The sequence below is a fragment of the Leptospiraceae bacterium genome (assembly GCA_024233835.1).
In the GTDB taxonomy this organism is placed as follows: domain Bacteria; phylum Spirochaetota; class Leptospiria; order Leptospirales; family Leptospiraceae; genus JACKPC01.
Genome location: JACKPC010000001.1, coordinates 111,632 through 135,894 on the forward strand (window position 1 = coordinate 111,632; position 24,263 = coordinate 135,894).

A 24,263-nucleotide genomic window follows, 5' to 3' on the forward strand; every position below is an offset into this window, starting at 1 on the left:
ATATTTTTATCCTATAAGGGAAAAGTCGAGGTAAAAGTCTCGAAAAATTTTCTTAAGAGTTTATTATGAATGTACTTTTAGTAGAGGATGAGGAAGATATTGCGGAATTAATTCGCTTTCACCTGGAAGAAGAAGGTTTCCAGGTTACCGTCTGTCATAATGGTCTGGAAGTTCTTCCCAGAATCCAGAAAAACATGCCGGGTCTGGTCATCCTGGATTTGATGTTACCCGGGATCGGGGGAGTCGATCTCTGTAAGAAGATCCGGGAAAAATACACCATGCCTATCGTCATGGTAACTGCAAGAACCGGTGAAACCGATGCCGTTTTAGGTCTGGAACTCGGCGCGGATGACTATGTTCGAAAACCCTTCAGTATCCGTGAGCTTATGGCCAGAATTCGTTCTGTTATACGTCGCTATAATGATAAGGAGGAAGCAGTAGAAGGTAATATTTCTATTGGAAAGATAGACTTAAATGCTGCGGCTCACAGGGTCTTTATAGATGGACAAAAAGTTGAATTAACCCTTATCGAATACAAAATCCTTCACCTATTTATGTCAAATCCGGGTGTGGCGTTTACTCGAGATAAACTTCTCGATAAAATCTGGGGGCATGATACCTATATTACAGATAGGGCTGTTGATGTACATATAAAAAGGTTAAGAGATAAACTTCTATGCGAGAAGGAAAAGCTCGAAACTGTGAGGGGTATCGGATATCGCTTTAGTGATGCGTAGCCTTTTCTCAAGGCTCTTATTGGCAAACTGGGTTTATTTAAGTATTATACTGGGTATCGGTACCTTGAATTATTTTTTTCTGAGTTACCTGAGTACCCCTCTACAAATTATTGTTGTCTTCCTTTTTGTTCTCATCGCTCTTTTTGGAACCTTTCATGTTTCCTATAGAATTGCCAAGAGCATAACGGATCAACTTCAGTTAATTGAAAGAAAAACAAGAGCGATTAATGCCGGAGACTTCGGGATTCCCCTTCCCATTTCAGATATAAGGGAGCTTAGTGAACTAACTGAATCTATCAATACTATGTCCAATCGATTAAAAACCCAGATCTCCAGTCTATCCCTGGAGAAAGAAAAGTTTGATTCTCTTTTGCAAAATTTGAAGGAGGGAGTGTTTGCTATTGATCTGGAAAACAGAATCCTGTTTCAGAATAATAGTATTCCGGAAAGGTTGATTCCTCCCAATTCTCAACTCAGGCGGATTCAGGATGCCATTAAACACGAACCTTTCCTGGAATTTTTAAAAACTCATCTTTCGGATAACCTCGATGGAAAAACCCAGTTAGAAATCGGTCGTAAGTTTTACAGTATTAAACTTTATACTTTAAAAAATGAAAATAAGCTGGTTATGTTTATCGGGGTGGTAATTGACAAAACGGAAGAAAGAGAAATGCAACTGATGAGAGAAGAATTCATACAGAGTGCTTCTCACGAATTAAAAACCCCGATAACGGCAATAAAGGGCTACACGGAAACTCTTTCCGGAAAATTAAACCCCGGAAGCGGAAGCATAGAAAGGCGATTTCTGGATGCTATAGAGCGAAATACGGACAGGATGATACGAATAGTAGATGACATGCTCTTAATTTCCAAGCTGGAAAATCAAAAAGCTATTTTTCAACCGGAATTATTCCCTTTACGAAACCTTGTAGAAGAGTTAGATCTTACTACAGAAGGACTTTTAAGTCTGAAGAAGCAGCAACTAAAAATTTTAATTCCGGATGCTTTGAAAGTTTATGCGGATCCTCTTTTAATTGAACATGTATTACTCAACCTGATTAAAAATGCGTCCTCCTACTCTCCGGAAAAAACCAGTATTTTTTTAAGAGCAGAATCTGAGTCGAATAAGTTTACCCGCTTAGAGGTTATCGATGAAGGAATCGGGATTGCCGAAGAAGAGCGGGAAAGGGTATTTGAACGTTTCTACCGGGTAGATAAGAACCGTTCCCGGAAAGAGGGAGGGACAGGACTCGGGCTATCGATAGTTAAGCATATTGTGAGAATTCATGGAGGAACAGTCGAAGTAGTGAATAACGAGCCAAAAGGTTCAAAGTTTATCCTTCGTTTACCAATGAATACATAGATTTTTTGATTAAAATCTTATTCTATAGTTTAATATCTGGTTGTAAACTGTACAGCTTATAATATATTAACTTTGAAAAATGGAAGACTTCAAAAAATACCCTTCAGGCTTTTATTCGTTTGGTAGAAATATTGGAATTAAAGATACAACCCCTGACTTTGCGGTTCTTTACTGTGAAGATATCTGTGAATCAGCGGCTGTATTTACTCGGAACAACTATCCCGGTGCTCCGGTTATTGTAGGAAGAGAGCATATCAAGGATGGAAAATTACAGGCTATTGTCATAAACTCCAAAAATTCGAATGTGGCTACAGGTGAAAAGGGCATAGAAGATGCAAGAGCTATGTGTTCGGAGCTTGCCCTGTCTCTGGGAATTCAAGCAGAAAATGTTCTTCCTTCTTCCACCGGTGTAATCGGAGTACCCCTCCCTATAGATAAAATCTTACCGGCCTGCCGAAGCGCAAAGCAATACTTAAAACCCGGAAACCTTGAAGAAGCCGCAAGGGCTATCATGACCACCGACACAAAAAGAAAAATTTCCGTAAAAGAAATTGAAGAAAATGGGGTGAAGGGAGTTATTTACGGTATGGCAAAGGGAGCCGGGATGATTGAACCCAATATGGCTACAATGTTATGCTATATAGTTACTGACCTTATGCCGAAAAATGGAAAGCTTTATGATATTCTAAAATTCTCTGTAGATAAAAGTTTTAACTGTATTACAATCGATTCAGATACTTCCACCAGTGATACTGTTGTCCTGATGTGCTCCGGGAAAGCAGGTCAAGTCAGTCAGGAAATATTCCAGGAAGCCCTGGACGAAATATGTATCGATCTCGCACGCCAGATTGTATCTGATGGTGAAGGAGTAACAAAGTTAATACAATTGGATATATTAAACGCAAGGGATGAAATACAGGCCAATCGAATCGGAAAATCAGTTCTGAATTCTCCCCTGGTAAAAACCGCAATTCACGGAGGAGACCCAAACTGGGGAAGGTTTGTAATGGCAGTCGGAAAAGTTTTTGCAGAAAAAATTCCCTATGAAAACTTAAGTATCCATATCGGAGATTTGAACGTAAAAGCTGCTGATACAGAGACAAAGAAAAAACTCTCGGCTTATTTAAAGGAAAATTTCGAGATCCTGGTAAGTATAGATTTAAAATCAGGTTCGACAGAAAAGAGATTTTGGGGTTCCGATCTCAGCGAAGCTTATGTCCAAGAAAATGCGTTTTATACAACCTGAGGCTTTCCTATGCTGAGTAAGCTCATGGATAGTCTTAGCAGTATACTACCTTCAGAGTTCCGACTCAAGGCTCAATCTATAAATGTCCTTGTTCGTATCCTTTCTATTTTCTTGATTATTCTAATATACCAAATGTTTCGTAAGGTTATCCCGGGCAGTATAGTTTATAGTCTGGAAATCAGTATGCTTTCTGCTATGTTAATTGCTGTTATTGGAATCTTACCTTTGCAGGAATTCTTAGATGCAAAGTTAAAGAAATTATTTCTCTCCGAATTCTTGTTTGATGATCCTTTAACTCTAAAAAGTGCCAGACGTAAATTCGAGTATGATACTTTAATATCCAACGTTTTTCCTGATATGGTAAATATCTCTGGTAGTAATTCGGGTAGAATTGCTCTTTTAGATAAAAGAGGAAGTTCTTTTAATATTTATACCTATACTCGTGGAGGCAAACAAAAAAAAGTAAAAAAAAAGAATTACCAGATAAGCGAGTCCTTAATCCTGTTTCTAAAAGAAAATAAACAGGGAATTTCCATTGACAAATGCATTCAAAATCCCAAATATAATGAATACTTTATAACTTTTAAAGCAAACTATATTCTACCCTTTTTATTTCGAGATAAACTTTTTGGTTTTTTAGCAGTCACCAATATTCCTCTTGAGCAAGACTTGATGAACCTCATGGTTCTCGGAAGTAAATGTGCTATGGCTATCTATAACCATAACCTTTCCTCCCAAATAGCGATTCATGCAAAGTATAAGAGAGAGTTTGAAGTTGCCAGCAAAATCGAAGACCTGATTTTCACCAAAAAAATGCAGGACTTTAAAACTTATCAGTTTAACTCTCCTATAAAAAATCCCAATATCCTTATTGAATTTTTATCCGGTGTAAATGAACAGTACTTCGTATTATTAACTCTCGGAATAAACCGAATTGGTTCAGGTCTGGTTTCTTCCTATCTTTTAGGAACTCTGTATTCTCAAGGTTTTTTAAAAAAGAAGAGAAATGTAGATTCAATCAAGCGTCTTATCGATCAAACTATGATTGCCTTATCCTGGCAGGAAAGTTATGAACTTTTGATCGGCCGTTTTTTATACGATAAACCCGGCATGAGTCTTTATCATTATGGCTTGAACTTTAAAGTAACAGACCCGGAGGATCCAAATACGAACCTTCTTTCTGTAGGTTGGAGAAACCAGCATGAAAATCTGGCAAATAATAATTTTAATATATATTATAAAAATAATATTGTATTAGAGATTATAAAGAAAGTATAACTGTGAAAAATACAAATATTATATTTACAGCTGTTATTATATTTGCCCTGATGATATACCTTGTGATAATCGGGATGGAGACTTCACCTAATCGCAGGTTTCTATACTTTTATCCGAATGGATATATAGCCAACACAGACTGGAAAAATTCACATGTAATCGGATATAATATCTATGAAGGAGATAAGATCCCGATTATCCGGGTTCAAAAAAAACCTCAAACTCGCTTTAACTTTGAATTTAACCTGATTCAGAAGTGGAATGTCATTAAAGACTTTATTCCCCACCTTTTTATTTCACTCATCTATATAATGGCCGCTACCTGGTTTTTATTCCGGGATGGGGATATGTTCCTGTCTTTTTTGTTTTTAAATTTAGCCATGTTTTTCTTCAGTGATTTTATACTTTTAGGTTTTGATAGTTTTTATTTTATATTTTATTTTAGTATGTTTCTCATGGCCTTTCTTTTTATTCACCTGGCATTCCGCCTGAAAGGAAAGGACGTATCCTCCAAGTGGTTGGTTCCTGAAGTCTTTTTTGCTGTTATTTTTGCTTTTATTGGTTTTACGGAAAAAGATAGTTCTGAAATTTTTACCCGTCTCAGTCATGTAGGGATTTTGTTAATCCTGATCGCTATAACATCCTGTGTAGTTGTGATTTTATATGATTTATTTCGATACAGACCCGGTTATACGGTTCAAATAAAAAAAGTAAGCCTTTTATCCAGTTTTTTAATCATCAGTATATTACCCTATATTATTTATAAATATAACCTATTTCAACTATTTCCCTATACTAGGATTAGCCTGATAGTTGCATTCGGACTATTTCCTTTATTGTTTATCTATGGTACATATCGGTACACATTTATACCCGAACAATTCTACTTTAACTCCTCTATTTTGATATTTTACTTAACGGTTATTGTAATTATCTCTTATTCTTTAACCATATCGTTTTTAAGTTATATAAATCCTATTGGATATGAACGGAATAAGCAAATCCTCAATATATTATTTTTAATCGTAATTTCCTCGAGCTTGAGCGCGGTAAAGCATAAATTAGCTTCCTGGTTAGACTACTGGACTTTCGGGCGAAACAAAAAACTGAATAAAAATCTGGAAATCATGGCGAGCCTGATAGCCTCTCCTATTTCTATGAAAGCTACCATGAACAGCCTTAGTCGAATTATTCGTGAAACTCTGGATATAGGAAATATGACAATTCTTATATCGGGAGACGAATATCCTACTTTTGACTTCAAGGCTATGAATGTTATAAAACTTCCCTCCAACTCTGAAATCTGGCAATTTTTTACTTCCAGAAGAGAACCCATAGTAACCTCCTATCTGGCCCATGGAGTGGGTGTAAGAGAATCTGTATATAAGTTTTTACGCAAATTGGAAATCCAACTGGCTTATCCCATGTTCGGTTCTATAGGAATTAAAAAAATTAGTGCTGTGTTTCTTGTTGGAGAAAAACACAACAAAACAAACTTCTCATTGGGAGAACTTCGATTTATAAAAGAATGCACTCGTCTTGCAGATCTATTATTACAAAACTATCAGCTATTAATTGCTGAAGTAGAAAAGAAAAAACTGGTAAGAGACCTGAATACTGTTACCATCATGGATAAGACCATAAATCCATCTCAAGCAGAAAATCTGAAAAGCCTGGATATATGTTATCTTTCTATACCGGCTGTAGGAATTAGCGGAGATTATTTGGATTTTATCAAGCTCAGTGAAAAGAAACTCATGATTTTTCTCGGAGATGTTTCCGGTCACGGTCTCGGCAGTGGCTATTTAGTGAGTGCTATTCGTGCAATTACACGAAATATGGTACAGTCCGGTATGGATCTTCCCCATATATTTAACCACATTAATACTTTCTTAATCGAAAGATATGAGGGAAATGAGTTTATGACTCTTATCGGTGGAATTTACGATGATGATAGTCGGACATTTGAATTTGTAAATGCTGGTCATCTTCCTATTCTTGTTTTAAACACTCACGGAAATATATTAAAAGAAGATTTTACTCACCGGGTCCTTGGAATTCTTCCCTGTAATTTTACTCTAACCTCTATACAGTTAAATACAGAAGATCGACTTTTTCTTTACTCTGATGGAGTAACCGAAACCTTTTCTCCCTCTGATGAAATCTATGGGGAAGAAAGATTGAAAGAATTTCTAAGAAGTACTCTCGAAACTCCAATAGCTGATCTTCCGAGCCTCTTAGAGCAGGAGCTGCAAGATTTCCGAAAAGGAAATGATATGACAGACGATATTTCCTTTATCTGTATTTCTAAAAAATTTAAGGAAAGATAAAGAATAGATAAAAGGTACGATAATTGCTTGTATAATTTATACCGGAATTACAGATAAAGAACAAAGCATCTGTCCTTTCTTTGGGAAGAATGTTTAATAATTAAGCGTTTATTGCCGGTAAAAAGAGGAGATTATGTCTATTCGTGTTGCTTTACATCATAAGACCCATTATACTTATGAGAGACCTATAAGCCTTTCGCCGCATATTGTCCGTTTACGTCCGGCAGTACATACCCGGACCCCGGTCAGTGCCTATTCGTTTAAAGTTTTACCTAAAGACCATTTTTTGAATTGGCAGCAGGATCCTTACGGGAACTTTCAAGCCAGACTTGTGTTTCCGGAAAAAACAACAGAGTTTAAAATTGAAGTAGATCTCATCGCTGATATGGTGGTATTGAACCCCTTTGATTTTTTTCTGGATGAATACTCTTTACATTATCCCTTTAAATATGATAAACTTCTCCAAACCGAGCTTGCTCCTTATTTAGAAATTAAAGAAAAGGGAAAGTTTTTAAAAAACTATATAAAAGATATAAAAATTCGAAAAGATATACGCACGATTGATTTTTTGGTTGAATTGAACCAGAGACTTCAAAAAGACATCGGTTATATTATTCGAATGGAACCCGGTGTACAAACCTGTGAAGAAACCTTACAAAAAACAACAGGTTCCTGCCGAGATTCGGCATGGTTACTATCCCAAATCCTTCGTCACTTTGGTCTGGCTTCACGTTTTGTATCGGGTTATTTAATTCAACTTGCTTCGGATGTGAAATCCCTGGATGGTCCCTCCGGGCCGGAAAACGATTTTACCGATCTACATGCCTGGACGGAAGTTTATCTTCCGGGTGCAGGCTGGGTTGGATTTGACCCCACATCGGGACTACTTGCCGGAGAGGGACACATTCCTCTCGCAGCTACTCCGGAACCTGCCAGTGCAGCACCCGTTACCGGTGCATTAGAAAAAGCTGAAGTTACGTTTCAATTTGAAATGTCTGTTAAAAGGATCAATGAGGTTCCGAGAGTAACCTATCCTTATTCGGAAAGGGAATGGATCCGTGTAAACGAACTGGGTCGCAGAATCGATCAGGATCTCTTACGTAATGATGTTCGCCTGACTATGGGAGGAGAACCCACATTTGTTTCTATCGATGATATGGATGGAGCTGAATGGAACACAGAAGCCCTGGGACCTACAAAAAAGAAATACGCAATTGAGCTATTCAACAGGCTTGAGAAAGTTTTTGCACGGAACCCACTTTTACACTTCGGACAGGGAAAATGGTATCCGGGAGAAGCACTTCCACGCTGGGCACTAAGTTGTTACTGGAGAAAAGATGGGCTTCCCATTTGGAGAAATCAGGAATTATATGGTGACGAGAGAGAGACGTATCGCTACGGACACAGAGAAGCAAAGCTCTTCATGGAAGTTCTAACGGAATATCTCTGCGTTCATAAAAAACATGTGCTCCCCGGATTTGAGGACTTATACTTCTATCTCTGGAAAGAAGGAACCCTTCCTGTGAATGAAGATCCATTTAGAAGAAATTTGGATGATGATTTTGAGAGGGAAGGTTTACGGAAGTCTTTAGAAGCTGGTTTGAAGAAAGAAACGGGTTATACTATTCCTATTCGCTGGAACTATGGATTGGGAGGCTGGGAATCCGGTGTCTGGTTTTTGCGAAGGGACAGGATGTATTTACTTCCCGGAACTTCTCCTATGGGTTACAGGCTTCCTTTGAAGTCCTTACCTCATAGCGAGAAAGGTTTTTATGAGGGAGAGTTGAGTAGCTTTGCAGATAAAGCTCCATTAGAAGATTATTATACAAGAGTTCAGTGGAGACACAAAGAATTTAAAGAGGGAAATCTCTCACCGAGCGAAAATATAGAAGAGCAAATTCCGGAAAACCCCGATGAGATTCCCGATTGGCTGATTCGAACCGCTCTTTGTGTGGAACCCAGGGATGGCAGACTCTATGTGTTTATGCCTCCGCTTCTTTATCTCGAACACTATTTGGACATGTTGTCCTGCATAGAGCAAACCGCAGAAGCTTTAAATTATCGTGTGATTATAGAAGGTTATACTCCTCCTCCGGATCCGAGAATCCAGAAGTTTTCGATTACACCCGATCCAGGTGTGATTGAAGTGAATATTCAACCTGCAGAAAGCTGGGATGAACTGGTTCGGAATACAGAAATCCTGTATGAAGAAGCAAGGTTATCGAGACTCGGAACTGAAAAATTTATGCTGGATGGAAGACATACAGGAACCGGCGGAGGAAACCATATCACTGTTGGATCTACCTATCCCGGGAACAGCCCTTTACTCAGAAAGCCACATTTGTTGCAAAGTCTTATCGCCTATTGGTTAAATCATCCGAGCCTGTCCTATCTTTTCTCCGGATTATTTATAGGCCCAACCAGCCAGGCACCGAGAGTAGATGAAGCGAGGAATGATCAGGTCTTTGAATTGGAACTGGCATTTAAGGAGCTTGAAAAGCAAGGAGAGAACCCTCCGGCCTGGATTATAGACCGAGTCTTAAGAAACCTTTTGACAGATCTAACAGGAAATACACACAGAGCAGAATTTTGCATCGATAAACTCTATTCACCTGACGGAGCACAGGGAAGATTGGGGTTATTGGAATTACGGGCTTATGAAATGCCCCCTCATGCCAAAATGAGTACCGTACAGGCCCTTCTCCTTCGTGCTCTTATCTCGAAATTCTGGCAAAAACCTTACAGGCAAAAGTTGGTTCGATATGGAACCGAGTTGCACGATAAGTATATGCTTCCACATTTTGTTTGGGAAGACTTTAAAGAAGTTTTAATTGATTTGAACCAATTTGGTTATGAGTTTGATCCTTTATGGTTTGAGGCTTTTTATAACTTTCGCTTTCCCCTGTACGGCAAAGTTCATTATGGAGATATCCGAATTGAGCTTCGTTCTGCCCTGGAACCCTGGCATGTCTTAGGAGAGGAATCCAGAACCGGAGGAACTGCACGATACGTAGATTCTTCTGCAGAAAGATTACAGGTAAAAGTTTTTGGAATCACGAATACCAGACATATCCTGACCTGTAATGGAAGAACTTTGCCCCTTCATTCTACCGGTACTAACGGGGAATACGTGGCAGGAGTCAAATATAAAGCCTGGTCGCCTGCTTCATCTTTGCATCCGACAATTAAAAGTCATAACCCGATAGTTATTGACCTTGTAGATACCTGGAATGAAAAGTCCATAGGAGGTTGTTCCTACCATGTAAGTCATCCGGGAGGTAGAGGATACGATATTTTTCCTGTGAACTCGAATGAAGCCGAAACAAGGCGAATTTCCCGATTCTTTCCCTTCGGGCATACACCGGGAAAAGTTTTTATTTACCCTGAATCAGTTCTTCCGGAGTTTCCATATACGCTTGACCTGAGACATTGATTCCTGAAATTAGGAATCAAATGATAAATAAAAAGTTCTCCTTAAGTATTTACAGGGAGGGTTTCGAGAAGTTTATTGATACTGAACTTATTGAACGCCCTCTACCTGTAATGAAGGAAATGGAAGTATATGCAGAAACTAATTATATCCCCATCCTTTCTCCTTCTGCCGGTTCGGTTTTAAGTTTCTTAGTAGGCCATTATAAACCGGAAACTATTTTAGAACTGGGAACCGGTATCGGCTATTCAACCGCCTGGATTCTCGCAAGCGGAGAAAAACTGCAAATAACAAGTATCGATAGAAATCAAAAGAATACGGAAGTAGCTAAAAATTTTCTTTCACAGATTCCCGGAGGAGAGTCCGTACGTTTTGTTAATGAATGGATAGTGGATCATATCAAAGCCAGGGAAAATTTGTATGAGTATAAGCTGGTTTTTATAGACTGTGATAAAATTTGTTATCCGGAGTTATTATATTTATTACAAGAAAAACTCCTACCCGGTTCTATTATGATTTTTGATAATAGTCTCTGGCACGCCAAATTGATGAACCCGGATCCGGAGAAGTTATCCGACATGGCCATGCTCGAATTCTGGAAATTAGTAAAGGAAAGTTCTCTAAAACGTTGCCTTTTTACCAATGGAGATGGACTTTTAGCACTTGAGTTAAAGTAAATATACCTCTATCGCAGATAAATATAACTATTGACAAACTTATGTCTTTAGCTATTTTCTGTAAGAGGGGTATGGAAAACTTGAGTAACTTATTTTTTGAACAACCAATTCTTAATTCTCCTTATGAATATCCATCTAAGCACTGGGAATTGGATGAGGAGGGGCAGCCGACCCAGAAAATCCTGCCATTAAGAAGGTCGGCTAAATATATTACCCCCATTCCGAAGCCACGGAAGAAAAAAAATGTACAGGAGCAGGAGCTTGTTTTTGATGAGGGCCTGGGAATTTCCACCAAAGAACAGCAATATGAAGCGACTTCTACAATCATCAATGAATTAAGAAGCTATATAGATTCCTGGAGGAAGCTAAAAAATCCGAACGACTGGATGGTAAGTCCGGTAACTATTCGGCTTTTAGAACATTGGAGAAATCATAAGTTTAATAGCATTCGTCCTTTTTTCTGTCAGATAGAAGCCCTGGAGACAATCATCTGGTTAACAGAAGTGGCTCCAAAAGTAAAAGTAGGTAAAAAATTCTTAAAGCATTTAAAAACTACCAATCAGAACGCGAATCCGCAGCTTTACCGTATTGCGTTGAAATTAGCGACCGGAGCTGGAAAGACAACAGTTATGGCCATGATCATTATCTGGCAGACTATCAATGCTGTCAGAAGACAAAACAGTAAACTTTTTACGAATAAATTCTTAATTATCACTCCGGGCATTACGATTAAAGACAGACTCAGGGTTTTACAGCCCAATGACCCCGATAGCTATTACCAGAGTCGGGAGTTGATACCGATAGATATGGCTTTAGATTTACAAAAAGCTAAAATTATCATCACAAATTACCATGCTTTTAAGTTAAAAGAAACTCTGGATATTTCCAGTGGAGGACGTTCGCTTCTTCAAGGAAGAGGGGAAGAATTACAGACTATTGAAACTCCCGGCCAGATGGTAAAGAGAGTAATGAGTCCTTTGATGGGGAAAGGAAGTATACTGGTTTTAAATGATGAGGCCCATCATTGTTATAGGGAAAAGCCTGAAAAAGAAGAAGATACACTTTCAGGAGACGAGAAGAGGGAAGCAGAAAAAAATAATGAAGCGGCAAGGCTCTGGATTTCCGGGATTGAGATGGTCAAAGAAAAGTTAGGTGTTTCGACTGTAGTTGATCTTTCTGCAACTCCATTTTTCTTGAGTGGCTCCGGCTATGTTGAAGGAACTCTTTTTCCATGGACAATGAGTGACTTTTCTCTTATGGATGCCATTGAATGCGGGATTGTTAAGTTACCCCGTGTTCCTGTCGCAGATAATATTTCCTCTTCGGAAATGCCACGTTTTCGTAACCTGTGGGAGCATATTAAAAAGAAGATGCCCAAGAAAGGGAGAAGTCAGGCAAATGACCTCGACCCTCTAAGTTTGCCAGTCGAATTACAGACGGCCCTGGAAGCTCTATATGGTCATTATAAAAAAACTTTTGAATTATGGGAAAGTGAAAAGATAGTGGTTCCTCCCTGTTTTATTGTTGTTTGCAATAATACGTCTACTTCCAAGTTAATTTTTGATTTTATTTCAGGGTTTCACAGGGAAACAAAAGATGGAGAAGGTTTTCATCAGGGGCGACTGGAACTCTTTCGTAACTTTGATGAACATGGGAATCAATTAGAAAAACCCAGAACCCTTTTAATCGATAGTGAACAATTAGAATCTGGTGAAGGGATTGATAAAAATTTTCGAGAAGCAGCTAAAGATGAAATCGAGCGTTTTCGAAGGGAAATTCGGGAAAGGGGAGAAGGTCAAAACGCAGAAAAAATTACAGATGAAGATTTACTTCGTGAAGTGATGAATACAGTTGGAAAGGTAGGAAGACTCGGTGAGTCAATTCGCTGTGTTGTTTCTGTCTCTATGCTAACGGAAGGATGGGATGCAAATACAGTTACCCACGTTTTAGGTGTTCGGGCATTCGGAACACAGCTATTATGTGAACAAGTTATAGGTCGTGCTTTAAGAAGGCAATCTTATGATTTGAACGAGCATCTTTTATTTAATGTTGAATATGCTGATATTCTGGGAATCCCTTTTGACTTTACTGCCGAGCCGGTTGTAGTAAAACCCCGTCCTCCGGTAAAGTTAACCCACATTCATGCAGTAAGTCCCGATAGAAATCATCTTGCAATTGAGTTTCCCAGAGTCAGTGGTTATCGTGTAGAATTACCGGAAGAAAGGTTAAAAGCAAGGTTTACAGAAGATTCCGTTTTGGAGATTACTCCGGAACTTGTGGGTCCTTCTATTACAAAAAATCAAGGCATTATTGGTGAAGGAGTAGATCTCAGCTTGCAACATTTGGAAGATACCCGGCGTTCTACTGTACTTTTTTACCTGGCAAGACGTTTAATATTTAATCACTGGCGAGATCCGGATGAAGAACCCAAGATGCATTTATTTACCCAGTTAAAGCGTATCGCAAAAGAATGGTTGGATACATATCTGGTTTGCAGAGGTGGGACGTATCCGGCACAGCTTTTATATCAGGAAATTGCGGATATTGCCTGTGAAAAAATAACCGCTGCTATTACAAGAGAAATGTTGGATAAAAAACCAATTAAAGCAATTCTTGATCCTTATAATCCTAAAAGCTCTACGCGTTATGTGAATTTTAATACATCAAAGAAAGACCTTTATGAAACGGATGCCAGAAAATGCCACTTAAACTATGTTGTTCTGGATAGTGATTGGGAAGGAGAATTTTGTCGTATCGCTGAAACCCATCCTAAAGTAATATCTTATGTAAAGAATCAAAATTTGGGTTTTGAAGTTCCTTATCGTTTCGGCTCTGAAAATAGAGTCTATCTTCCGGATTTTATTGTTCTTATAGAAAACAAAAAAGGAGAAATTATTCATCTGGTAGTAGAAATCAAGGGATACAGAAGAGAAGACGCTAAGGAGAAAAAATCTTTTATCGAAACCTACTGGATTCCCGGAGTCAACCACCTCGGTTCTTTTGGTAAATGGACTTTTGCAGAATTTCGTGATAATTTCAGCATGGAAGAAGAGTTTAAAAAGGTTGTGGATGGACTTTAGTGATTGTTTCGGAAGGTTAATAAAGGTTATAGAAAGGATATTGAAATGAAAGACTTAAATAAAATAGAACTGCTTGCATTGCCTGTTTTGGAAAGTCAAATATCTATCTCGAAGAATCCTATTATTACTTTCTTTTCTGAAAAAGTAAGGGATAGTTTAAAGGAAAAATTGTTATTTATTGTTTTATTTGGTTCGCGGGCAAGAGGGGATGCTAAAGAATTCTCTGATTATGATTTTCTAATTTTATTAAAAGAAAAAAATAAATCCCTTAAGAAGAAAATTATAGATGTTGAGGTGGCAACATTGGATGAGTTTGACAGACTTGTTTCTTCTCTTGTCTGGCAAAAGAAAGATTGGGATATTAGAAAAAACTTTCCTATAGGAAAAAATATTTTACAGGATGGTATACTGGTTTGGACAAACGAGAAATATTAAAATTAATGATAGCAAAAGGATTTTCAAAATTAGAAACAGCCAGAATTGATTATAAAAATAAGAAATATGTTGATGCTACTTCTCGTGCTTATTACGCAGTATATCATTTAATCGCAGCGGTTCTTGAATCAAAAGATTTAAGATATTCTTCTCATAATCAAACAGTAGGAGCATTCAACAAGGAATTTATAAAAACAGGAGTTTTTCCTAAAAATTATACTTCAATGATACAAGAGTTATTTGATGCGAGGCAGGAAGGTGATTATTCTATTGTGTCTGATATAGATAAAGATGATGCAAAAGAATATATAAAGAATGCAGAACTGATTTTTAAAACTTTGAGTGTATATTTGAAGAATAATTTTATCGAAAGCGATCTTTTTAATTAGGGCATTACATCATGAAAAACAAAAAGTCAAAACTACAATTAGAAACCTTAGTTCATAGCAGTGAAACCCGGCGGAACATTCCGACAGCGGAATACCAGTCGATTATGGATAAGGAGGCACAGGAAGCGATTCGTGTGGCTTACGAAAGACGTAACCGGGATCTGGATCCACAGCTTGTCTGGAGGGGAAAGGACACTCAGGACTGGTCGGATCTCATCGTGCAGGCACCACCGCTTTACATTCAAGAAAAAGTCCATCCGAAAGTTTTGATTGATGACCTTTTGAAAAAAACAAAAGAAACAGAGAGCGAAGAACAGCCGGATTTATTTGGAGACTTCAACGGACTGCCTTCCGAGGGAGCCAAAACCGAATTTTACCAGCACGATGCCAATTGGACCAATCGAATGATTTTAGGAGACAGCCTATCTGTGATGGCTTCCCTTGCGGAGAGAGAAGGATTACGTGGCAAAGTGCAATGTATCTACATCGACCCTCCTTACGGAATTAAATTTAACTCCAATTTCCAGTGGTCAACGACAAACCGTGATGTCAAAGATGGCAAAGTGGACCACATAACCCGCGAACCGGAACAGGTCAAAGCCTTCCGCGACACATGGAAAGACGGAATCCATTCTTACCTGACCTACTTACGTGACCGACTCACAGTAGCCCGTGACTTATTAACAGAGTCGGGAAGTGTGTTCGTCCAAATTGGCGACGAAAACGTCCATAGAATTAGAACCTTACTGGATGAAGTATTTGGTGATGAAAATTATGTAGCTCAAATATCTTTTCGAAAAAAATTAATGCCTTTAGGGGCTAAGACTTTAGAAAGTATGGCTGATTATATATTATGGTATTCTAAAAATTTAAATATTATTAAGTATAATCAACTTTATTCTCCTACAGTTCCTAATATAAAAGGTAGGTGGACAGGAGTTAAAACTAAAACTGGAGAGTTGAGAAGATTAAAAACTAATGAGAAAAGTAACTTTGACAATATAGAATTAGATTCTAAAATATTTGGCACAATATCACAATGGGCTCCATCATTTTCAGAAACAAGTGTATATGAGTTTGATTTTGAAGGAAAGTCCTATCATCCTACAAGTGGTAGATGTTGGATTACAAGCAAATTAAAAATGGACAGATTAAAAAAATCAGAAAGATTATTTGTTGAAGGTAAGTTTCCTCGATTTATAAGTTATCATGATGATTTCAAATTTAAAAAAATCACTCATCCTTGGAGAGATACTGCACCGGCACAGAATAAAAGTTATGTAGTAGAAACTAGTGAAACAGTTATTCAACGATGCATTCTCATGTCAACTGACCCTGGAGACATTGTTCTCGATCCTACCTGTGGTTCCGGCACAACAGCTTATGTTGCAGAGCAATGGGGGCGGCGGTGGATTACGATTGATACATCAAGGGTGGCATTAGCTCTGGCACGGGCAAGGATTATGGGGGCTAAGTATCCATTTTATTTGCTAAGTGATTCTAAAGAAGGCCAATTAAAAGAAGCGGAGATTTCTCGAACCGAGCCTTCAAGTCATCCTACCTATGGCAAAATCAATCAGGGGTTTGTTTACGAAAGAGTTCCTCATATTACTTTAAAATCCATTGCCAATAACGCTGAAATTGACGTTATCTGGGATAAGTATCAGGAAACTCTGGAGCCACTGCGAAAAGAATTGAATAAAGCTCTCAAGAAGAAATGGGAAGAGTGGGAAATTCCCAGAGAGGTTGAGGATAAGTGGTCAAAAGAAGCGAAGGCTTTGCACAAAAAATGGTGGGATGCAAGGATAAAACGGCAAAAAGAAATCGATGCCTCTATTGCTGCAAAAGCCGATTATGAGTATCTTTACGACAGACCCTATGAAGATAAAAAGAAAGTTCGTGTAGCAGGACCTTTTACTGTGGAAAGCCTTTCTCCCCATCGCATACTAGGTGTGGATGAAAATGAGGAAATGCTTGATCCCCAGAAAAGAGAAGCAAAGGATGAAGAAAGCTTTGTCAAAATGATACTGGATAACCTTTTAACCTCCGGTGTGCAGCAGGCACATAAGCAGGATAAAATTGAGTTTGAATCTTTAAAACCCTGGCCGGGGCACTATATTTGTGCAGAAGGAAAATATGTAGAAGAAGAAACCGGTAATATAAAACGAGCGGGGATTTTTATTGGACCTGAATTTGGCACGGTTACCAAACCGGATTTAACGGCTGCTGCGAGAGAAGCAGGAGATGCTGATTTTGATACACTTATCACCTGTGCTTTTAATTACGATGCCCATTCCTCTGAATTTGACAAACTCGGAAGACTACCGGTATTAAAAGCCCGTATGAATGCCGACCTTCACATGGCAGAGGATCTTAAAAATACCGGCAAAGGAAACTTGTTTGTAATTTTTGGAGAACCGGATATAGAACTCATAAAAAATAAGGATAAAACATATCAGGTAAAAGTCAAAGGAGTGGATGTGTTTGACCCGACAACCGGTGAGGTGAGAAGTGATAATACCGATGGCATTGCCTGCTGGTTCATTGATACTGATTATAACGAAGAGAGTTTCTTTGTACGCCATGCCTATTTCTTAGGAGCCAGTGATCCATATAAATCTCTAAAGACAACTCTCAAAGCAGAAATTAATGCGGATGCCTGGGAAACACTCAATAGTGATGTATCCAGACCTTTTGCTAAACCGGAAACCGGCAGGATTGCAGTGAAAGTTATCAACCATCTGGGTGATGAAGTTATGAAAGTGATAAAGGTGTGAGGAATAATGAGGATTTATTTAGATAATTGTTGTTTTAATCGACCTTATGATGATCAGAGTCAATTTAAAATACGAATCGAAAGTGAAGCTAAATTGGTTATACAGGAAAAGATAAAAAATGGTAAATTAAAATTAATCTGGTCTTTTATGCTGGATTATGAGAATTCTCAAAATACTGATGTGAATAAGAAAAATGAGATTTTTAGCTTTCAAAAATACTCAGAAGAGTATTTTGTTGGAACAAAAGAAACTGCTAAAATTGCACAAGAAATAGAAAAATCAGGTATAAAAAAAAAGGACTCAGTCCATCTTGCATGTGCTATCGAAACAGGAGTGGAGTTTTTTATTACAACTGATAAAGGAATCATAAATAAGAAAAACCATATTCCTGATATTAAAATTTTAAATCCAGTAGAATTTATAATAGAAATAGGAGAAAAATTATGAGAACTGATGCAGAAATAAAACAAAAAGGATTTCAGGTTTTGTTTAAATATATGGATGTGATAGAAGCAGAAAGATTTATTTCTTTAATTAATAAAGAAAAATTTGATTATACTGAGTGGAGACAGGATTTATTTGAAGACATGAGTATTCAAGAAATCATAAATGAAGGCAGAAAGTTTGCTGTAGATTTTAGAAAAATCCAGGGTGAATTATAATAAGGATAACTAATGGAATTTCTAATATCAGATACCTTCTCCAATAGTTTAGGAAAGTTAAATAATGATGAACAAAAAGCGGTCAAAACGACTGCTTTTGATTTGCAGATGAATCCAGCGAATCCCGGAATGCAGTTTCATCGAATAGATAAAGCTAAAGATCCAAATTTTTGGTCAATTCGTGTGAATAAAGATATTCGGATTATTTTGCATAAATCAAATGCCAGTTTACTTCTTTGTTATGTTGACCATCATGATAAAGCCTATAGCTGGGCAGAAAAAAGAAAATTAGAAGTCCATCCCAAAACCGGTGCTGCTCAACTGGTTACTATTCGAGAAACAGTAAAAGAAATTACTGTTCCCAAATATACCGAAGTAAAAGTAAAAAAAGAGTTACCTCCTTTGTTTTCATCCTTTAGCAAAGAAGAGCTTTTAAGTTATGGTGTTCCTGAAGAATGGTTAGATGATGTAAAACAGGTAAATGAAGATAGTATATTTGATCTGATAGAGCATTTACCGCAGGAAGCCGGAGAGGCACTTTTAGAATTAGCTACAGGCTCTAAGCCGGAAAAACTATCTATAATAGAAAAAGATGCCAATCCATTCAAGCACCCGGATGCACAGCGAAGATTTAGAGTTATGCAAAACTCTGAGGATCTTGCGATCGCATTGGAATACCCCTGGGAAAAATGGGCAGTTTACCTGCATCCCACACAAAAAGAAATTGTAGAAAAAGAGTTTAACGGACCGGCAAGAGTATCGGGTAGTGCCGGAACCGGCAAGACTATTGTTGCATTACATAGAGCTGTAAGTCTTTTAAAAAAGAATGAAAATGTGAGAGTTTTATTAACTACTTTTTCCGATCCTCTTGCTAATATTCTAAAGAGAAAACTACGACAACTGCTTCATAACCAACCAAAATTAGGTGACCGAATCGATGTAGAATCGATAGGGAATGTAGGTTTGAGATTTTACAAAATACATTTTGGAAGTTACAAAATTATTAAACCAGAAGAAGAAAAAGAAATATTGAATAAAATATCCATAGAAATAAAAGAAGCAAAATTTAGTTTGCGATTTTTATATTCTGAATGGAAAGAAATTATAGATGCCTGGCAAATCAAAGAAGAAGATGTATATTTACAATTTAAAAGACTCGGTAAAAAAACAAGGCTACCGGAAATAAAAAGAAAAATGTTATGGCAAATTTTTCAAAGAACTCGAAAAGCAATAAAAGAAAAAAAACTTCTTACTAGTGCAGAGTTATTCTATCAACTCAGCCTTAAGATGGAAGAAGTAAATAATCCTCCATACCACCATATTATTGTAGATGAAGCACAGGATATTCATCCAATGGAATTGAAGTTTTTAGCTTCTATGGTGAGAGAACAACAGGATAGTTTATTTTTTGCCGGAGATTTAGGTCAAAGAATATTCGGACAACCTTTTTCCTGGAAGTCCTGTGGTGTGGATATTATAGGTAGATCGAAAAATTTAAAGATCAATTACCGCACATCACACCAGATCCGAAATCAAGCAGATAGACTTTTAGGGAATGAGATCTCAGATGTTGATGGAAATGTTGAAAAAAGAATAGGAACTGTTTCATTATTTAATGGTCCCTACCCGGAAATAAAAATTTTTGATTCTAAGAAAGAAGAACAAAGCTATGTTACTGACTGGATAAAAGATACCTTAAAAAAAGGCTTAAACCCGGAAGAGATAGGAATCTTTGTTAGAACAGAAAAAGAGTTAGAACGTGCCTCCTCTGCTCTCGAAAAAGAAGGATTAAAGTTTAAAATTCTTACTAAAAAAGTGGAAACAACTGGTGGTTATATTTCATTATCAACTATGCATCTGGCAAAAGGACTTGAATTTAAAAATGTTATTCTTATGGCCTGTGAAGATGAAGTAATTCCCCTTGCTGATAGAATTGAAAATGCAGCAGATGATGTAGAGTTAGAAGAAATTTATAATACAGAAAGACACCTTCTTTATGTGGCTATTACACGAGCGAGGGATTTTTTGCTAATTACAGCTGTAAGTCCTGAATCCGAATTTTTAGATGATCTAAAAGAAACAAGCATATGAAACTACTAATCCCTATATTTATTCTAATATTCCAATTATGATGGACTTTTAGCACTTGAGTTAAAATAAATATAGCTACTGGAACTATCAAATAATAAAATCATCTAAAAAATACTTATACAAAAAAGATAACTGCTCAGCTGTGCAAGTCAAGTTATCATCTGATAGTTCCATGTTATTACTAAACATTAAGCAACAAGATGAAGGTCACATCATTTATTCATAAATCCAATCATACAGGCGACTTTTACGGGTAAAAGAATCTCCTTTTTTTTGGAATATAATTTCTCCCTTTTTAAATACAAGCAATTCTCCCGGATTCATTTCAGCCCAATTTTCAAGAGTCAGAGGAGTTGTGGCAACAATATAACCTTTAGTGGAAGGTTCATAAATTTTATGCTGTTCTATATCCTTTTTTAGTTCTCTGTAATATACATTTCGAAAAGGTCCTTTACGTTTGATATAGTATAAACTGCTAAAATCATCTTTATCGTGATATACAAAAAGAAGCTTTCCATTTGTAAAAAGTACATTCAGAAGGCCGAGTTCATTGATTTTTAGAAATTCAGAATATACCCAGTTGAAATCTTCCTGAGTCCAATCCTGAATATTTCTCTCTTTTATACGTTCGAGAAGATATAAAAACATATGTTCGCTGTCAGTTTTTCCAATGGGTTTATACACTTGCAGGGGAAGTTTCTCTTTAAAATCCCAGAGGTTTCCATTGTGAATTAAAGCATATCGTTTGCCGTTCTGAGCTCGAAAAAAGGGATGTGTGTTTTTATGAGCCACTCCTCCAACAGAACTCTTTCTTACATGAGACAAAAAAATCTTAGAACGTAAGTCCTTATAACTTCTTAAAAATTCAGCAAATTCACTCTGACTGGCACTTTTCGGTTCCTTAAACACCTGCAAAGCCTTATCAGGATAGTAGGCTACTCCCCAACCATCCGGATTATTTTTATCCCTAAAACGAAAACTTTGAAAGATATTATTAGCCGGAATTTTTCTATCAAAGGAGAAACCCATTAACTCACAGGCCTGTCCTGTTTCAAAACTCAGAAAGACAAGAAAAACTGTAATTAAAATATTGATCATTCTTTAGACCTCCAATCTTTATACAATATACCCATTATGAAAGCAGTATCAATTAAGGCATTAAAGAAAACCTATGCGAATGGGCTCGAGGCCCTAAAAGGTGTGGATATTGAAGTGGAAACTGGAGATTTTTTTGCCCTTCTGGGACCGAACGGTGCCGGCAAATCCACTCTAATCGGAATATTGATTTCTCTAGTGAATAAAACCTCCGGGACAGTGGAAATTTTCGGACATGATATCGATAAGGATCTGAAAGGTGCCAAGCAAAGAGTGGGAGTCGTTCCACAGGAATTTAATTTTGGAATTTTTGAAAACGTAGAAGCGATTGTCATTAACCAGGCCGGCTACTACGGAATACCGAGAAAACTGGCAAAAGAAAGAACCGAAGAACTTTTAGAATCCCTAGGATTAATTGATAAACGAAAGGATCAGGCCAGAATGCTTTCGGGTGGTATGAAACGACGCTTAATGATTGCAAGGGGACTTATACATAAACCGGATTTACTCATACTCGATGAACCTACCGCCGGAGTAGACATAGAACTACGAAGATCTATGTGGGATTTTTTAATAAAGTTGAATACCGGTGGCACAACTATTATTCTTACCACCCATTATCTTGAGGAAGCAGAAAACCTCTGTCGTAACATCGCGATTATTGATAAGGGTTTAATTGTTGAGAAAAATAACATGAAAGATTTGTTGCGAAAACTTGATGTGGAGTCTTTTATTTTTGATTTGCAGGAACCCCTTTCTTCTCTTCCGGAATTCAAAAATTTTGAAGCCACCTTATTAGAGGAAAAGACTTTAGAAATACGAATTCACAGAAATCAATCTAACTTGAGTTCGGTCTTTGAGGAATTTAAAACCCATCGAATCCTGGTGAATAGCATGAAAAATAAATCAAACCGTCTTGAAGAATTTTTCTTGAGAATGGTGGAAAAAGGAAAATAAAAGATGCAAGAAGAATTTGTTGCCTATAGCACAATCATCCGGAAAGAAATACGTCGCATCACCCGTATCTGGATGCAGACCCTTATCCCTCCTGTAATTACTATGACTTTGTATTTTTTAATTTTTGGAAAATTAGTCGGAAGACAAATTGGCAATGTTGGTAATTTTACTTATATGGACTTTATTGTTCCGGGGCTTATCATGATGAGCGTGATAACAAACTCCTATAACAATGTGGTATCATCTTTTTTTATGGCAAAATTCCAGAGAAATATAGAAGAGTTAATGGTTTCTCCTACCTCGGCTTTAACCATTGTGCTCGGATATATGAGCGGAGGGGTTTTTCGGGGAGTATTTGTGGGTCTACTGGTTATTCTTGTGTCTATGTTTTTTTGTAATTTACAGGTTTATAATATTTGGATTATCCTGAGTATTATTATCCTAACTTCCATGCTCTTTTCCCTCGCAGGTTTTTCGAATGCTTTATTTGCTAAAAAGTTTGATGATATAACGATTATTCCGACTTTCATCCTGACACCACTTACCTATCTCGGAGGGGTTTTTTATTCTATCAAAATGTTACCGGAATTCTGGCAGTCTGTTTCCAGGTTTAACCCGATTCTGTACATGGTGAATGCCTTTCGTTATGGCTTTTTGGGTGTAAGTGATATTGATATAGGAACCTCATTTTTCATTATTCTGCTGATGTCTTTTGTGTTATTTATCTTCAATGTTCAGCTTATTACAAAAGGCTTCGGAATACGCTCCTAAGAGTCTAAATTCCAAATTATCCAAAAAAACACTCTGAACTTTTCCTGTTTCTTGACAGGAAAAGGAAATGCTTTCTTTCTTGAATTATGATACGATGGTACTATGCGTTTCTTTCCGTTTTATTATCGGGACTTTTTATTTATTCAATTTATATAATAAATACGGAAGGGGATTGGTCGCGCTTAAAATACGGAATCATCGCGTTTTTTATAGCTATTTTTCTGTTCATAAAAGCGTTAAAAAAGGAATAGGAGTATACTTATGTTAGTCATGATTTTGCAAACGATACTTTATACCATTATCCTTGCAGTTATGCTGTATTTATTTTTCAAACCCAAAAAGGTAGCCGAAGAATTAGAGGCGGAAAAAGAACGAAAAAAGGAAGAAAAGAAGAAAGAAGAAGCCCGCAAAAAAGAAAACCTTCCTCCTATTTTAAATATGAAGGTGATCACGCAAAAACATCCCCTCCCGGCTCATTTGCAAACTCATAATGAATTTGTTCCTCAAGTTGGTAAGGAACTCGGTGTTGAAAAAGCTAAATTAACCAATAAATTGGAAGCTGTAAGTAAATATGAACCCAGAAATCAGAAAGCACAATTAACTCCTGAAATGCTGGCGTTCATGGAAGAATTTGATAAAATGATTAAAGGATTACAAGATGGCGCTTAATGTAGTAATAGGTTTGATAGTACTGGGTCTTTTTTTCTTTGGTGTTTGGATGTATTTTAAAGAATCGAGGGGAGAAGGAGGCCCTGCTTCGGGTTCCTATTTTATTTCTTTCCCGGAAGAGGTACTGGAACAACTGGAAAAAGACGCGGAAAGAGATGACAGAACCGTTCCTCACCAGGTAGTTCATATTTTAAGAGAACACTATTTAAAAAAGGGTTTGTAGGTTTATAAAAAAGGTTTGGCTTGTACTCCGGCAAACCAAACCTTTCCCGATAG

20 protein-coding genes are annotated in these 24,263 nt (G+C 37.3%); 19 read left to right on the plus strand and 1 reads right to left on the minus strand.

All coding sequences use genetic code 11. The features are described 5' to 3' along the window. The first annotated feature begins 65 nt into the window (after window positions 1-65). From H7A25_00500 to H7A25_00565, 14 genes are all read left to right on the plus strand, one after another. Window positions 66-737, plus strand: coding sequence for a response regulator transcription factor (locus H7A25_00500; protein ID MCP5498356.1), 672 nt, complete (start codon window positions 66-68; stop codon window positions 735-737). Next, window positions 727-2,100 carry a HAMP domain-containing protein gene (locus H7A25_00505; GenBank protein ID MCP5498357.1) on the plus strand — a complete coding sequence of 458 codons (1,374 nt, stop codon included), beginning with the start codon at window positions 727-729 and terminating at the stop codon, window positions 2,098-2,100. The genes H7A25_00500 and H7A25_00505 overlap by 11 nt, the downstream gene beginning before the upstream one ends. 79 nt (window positions 2,101-2,179) lie before the next feature. Next, the gene (gene argJ / locus H7A25_00510; protein MCP5498358.1) at window positions 2,180-3,346 is read left to right on the plus strand and encodes a bifunctional glutamate N-acetyltransferase/amino-acid acetyltransferase ArgJ; all 1,167 of its coding nucleotides are present in this window, start codon (window positions 2,180-2,182) and stop codon (window positions 3,344-3,346) included. A 9-nt stretch (window positions 3,347-3,355) separates the two neighbouring features. Further along, window positions 3,356-4,624 (plus strand): hypothetical protein, encoded by a 1,269-nt coding sequence (locus H7A25_00515; protein ID MCP5498359.1) that lies wholly within the window; start codon window positions 3,356-3,358, stop codon window positions 4,622-4,624. Window positions 4,625-4,626: 2 nt separating this feature from the next. Beyond that, window positions 4,627-6,954: a SpoIIE family protein phosphatase gene (locus tag H7A25_00520; protein MCP5498360.1), complete on the plus strand. Its 2,328-nt coding sequence runs from the start codon at window positions 4,627-4,629 to the stop codon at window positions 6,952-6,954. A gap of 133 nt (window positions 6,955-7,087) precedes the next feature. Further along, window positions 7,088-10,387 carry a transglutaminase family protein gene (locus H7A25_00525; GenBank protein ID MCP5498361.1) on the plus strand — a complete coding sequence of 1,100 codons (3,300 nt, stop codon included), beginning with the start codon at window positions 7,088-7,090 and terminating at the stop codon, window positions 10,385-10,387. A 20-nt stretch (window positions 10,388-10,407) separates the two neighbouring features. After that, window positions 10,408-11,061, plus strand: coding sequence for a class I SAM-dependent methyltransferase (locus tag H7A25_00530; GenBank protein MCP5498362.1), 654 nt, complete (start codon window positions 10,408-10,410; stop codon window positions 11,059-11,061). An 80-nt stretch (window positions 11,062-11,141) separates the two neighbouring features. Next, a complete protein-coding gene (locus H7A25_00535; protein ID MCP5498363.1) occupies window positions 11,142-14,141 on the plus strand; it encodes a DEAD/DEAH box helicase family protein in 3,000 nt (999 codons plus the stop codon). Window positions 14,142-14,186: 45 nt separating this feature from the next. Beyond that, on the plus strand, window positions 14,187-14,576 hold the full coding sequence (locus tag H7A25_00540) for a nucleotidyltransferase domain-containing protein (GenBank protein MCP5498364.1): 390 nt from the start codon (window positions 14,187-14,189) through the stop codon (window positions 14,574-14,576). Next, window positions 14,555-14,965 (plus strand): HEPN domain-containing protein, encoded by a 411-nt coding sequence (locus tag H7A25_00545; GenBank protein ID MCP5498365.1) that lies wholly within the window; start codon window positions 14,555-14,557, stop codon window positions 14,963-14,965. Before H7A25_00540 ends, H7A25_00545 begins: the two co-directional genes overlap by 22 nt. Before the next feature lie 11 nt (window positions 14,966-14,976). Further along, window positions 14,977-17,742, plus strand: coding sequence for a site-specific DNA-methyltransferase (locus tag H7A25_00550; protein MCP5498366.1), 2,766 nt, complete (start codon window positions 14,977-14,979; stop codon window positions 17,740-17,742). A gap of 6 nt (window positions 17,743-17,748) precedes the next feature. Continuing rightward, entirely contained in the window at window positions 17,749-18,189 is a 441-nt protein-coding gene (locus H7A25_00555) for a PIN domain protein (GenBank protein MCP5498367.1), read from the plus strand. Continuing rightward, window positions 18,186-18,404, plus strand: coding sequence for a hypothetical protein (locus H7A25_00560; GenBank protein MCP5498368.1), 219 nt, complete (start codon window positions 18,186-18,188; stop codon window positions 18,402-18,404). The genes H7A25_00555 and H7A25_00560 overlap by 4 nt, the downstream gene beginning before the upstream one ends. Before the next feature lie 12 nt (window positions 18,405-18,416). Further along, on the plus strand, window positions 18,417-20,495 hold the full coding sequence (locus H7A25_00565) for an ATP-dependent helicase (GenBank protein MCP5498369.1): 2,079 nt from the start codon (window positions 18,417-18,419) through the stop codon (window positions 20,493-20,495). Window positions 20,496-20,711: 216 nt separating this feature from the next. On the opposite strand, the gene H7A25_00570 is transcribed toward H7A25_00565, so the two are convergent. Next, the gene (locus H7A25_00570; GenBank protein ID MCP5498370.1) at window positions 20,712-21,593 is read right to left on the minus strand and encodes a class II glutamine amidotransferase; all 882 of its coding nucleotides are present in this window, start codon (window positions 21,591-21,593) and stop codon (window positions 20,712-20,714) included. Window positions 21,594-21,626: 33 nt separating this feature from the next. Between H7A25_00570 and H7A25_00575 the strand changes: the two genes are divergently transcribed. The 5 genes from H7A25_00575 to H7A25_00595 all read left to right on the plus strand — a co-directional run bounded on the left by H7A25_00575 (window position 21,627) and on the right by H7A25_00595 (window position 24,210). Beyond that, window positions 21,627-22,547 (plus strand): ABC transporter ATP-binding protein, encoded by a 921-nt coding sequence (locus H7A25_00575; GenBank protein MCP5498371.1) that lies wholly within the window; start codon window positions 21,627-21,629, stop codon window positions 22,545-22,547. Window positions 22,548-22,550: 3 nt separating this feature from the next. Then, window positions 22,551-23,318: an ABC transporter permease gene (locus H7A25_00580; protein MCP5498372.1), complete on the plus strand. Its 768-nt coding sequence runs from the start codon at window positions 22,551-22,553 to the stop codon at window positions 23,316-23,318. Window positions 23,319-23,404: 86 nt separating this feature from the next. Then, entirely contained in the window at window positions 23,405-23,569 is a 165-nt protein-coding gene (locus tag H7A25_00585; GenBank protein ID MCP5498373.1) for a hypothetical protein, read from the plus strand. A 10-nt stretch (window positions 23,570-23,579) separates the two neighbouring features. Further along, complete coding sequence (locus H7A25_00590) at window positions 23,580-23,987, plus strand: hypothetical protein (GenBank protein MCP5498374.1); 408 nt, start codon at window positions 23,580-23,582, stop codon at window positions 23,985-23,987. Beyond that, a complete protein-coding gene (locus tag H7A25_00595) occupies window positions 23,977-24,210 on the plus strand; it encodes a hypothetical protein (protein ID MCP5498375.1) in 234 nt (77 codons plus the stop codon). The genes H7A25_00590 and H7A25_00595 overlap by 11 nt, the downstream gene beginning before the upstream one ends. Window positions 24,211-24,263: the final 53 nt, after the last annotated feature.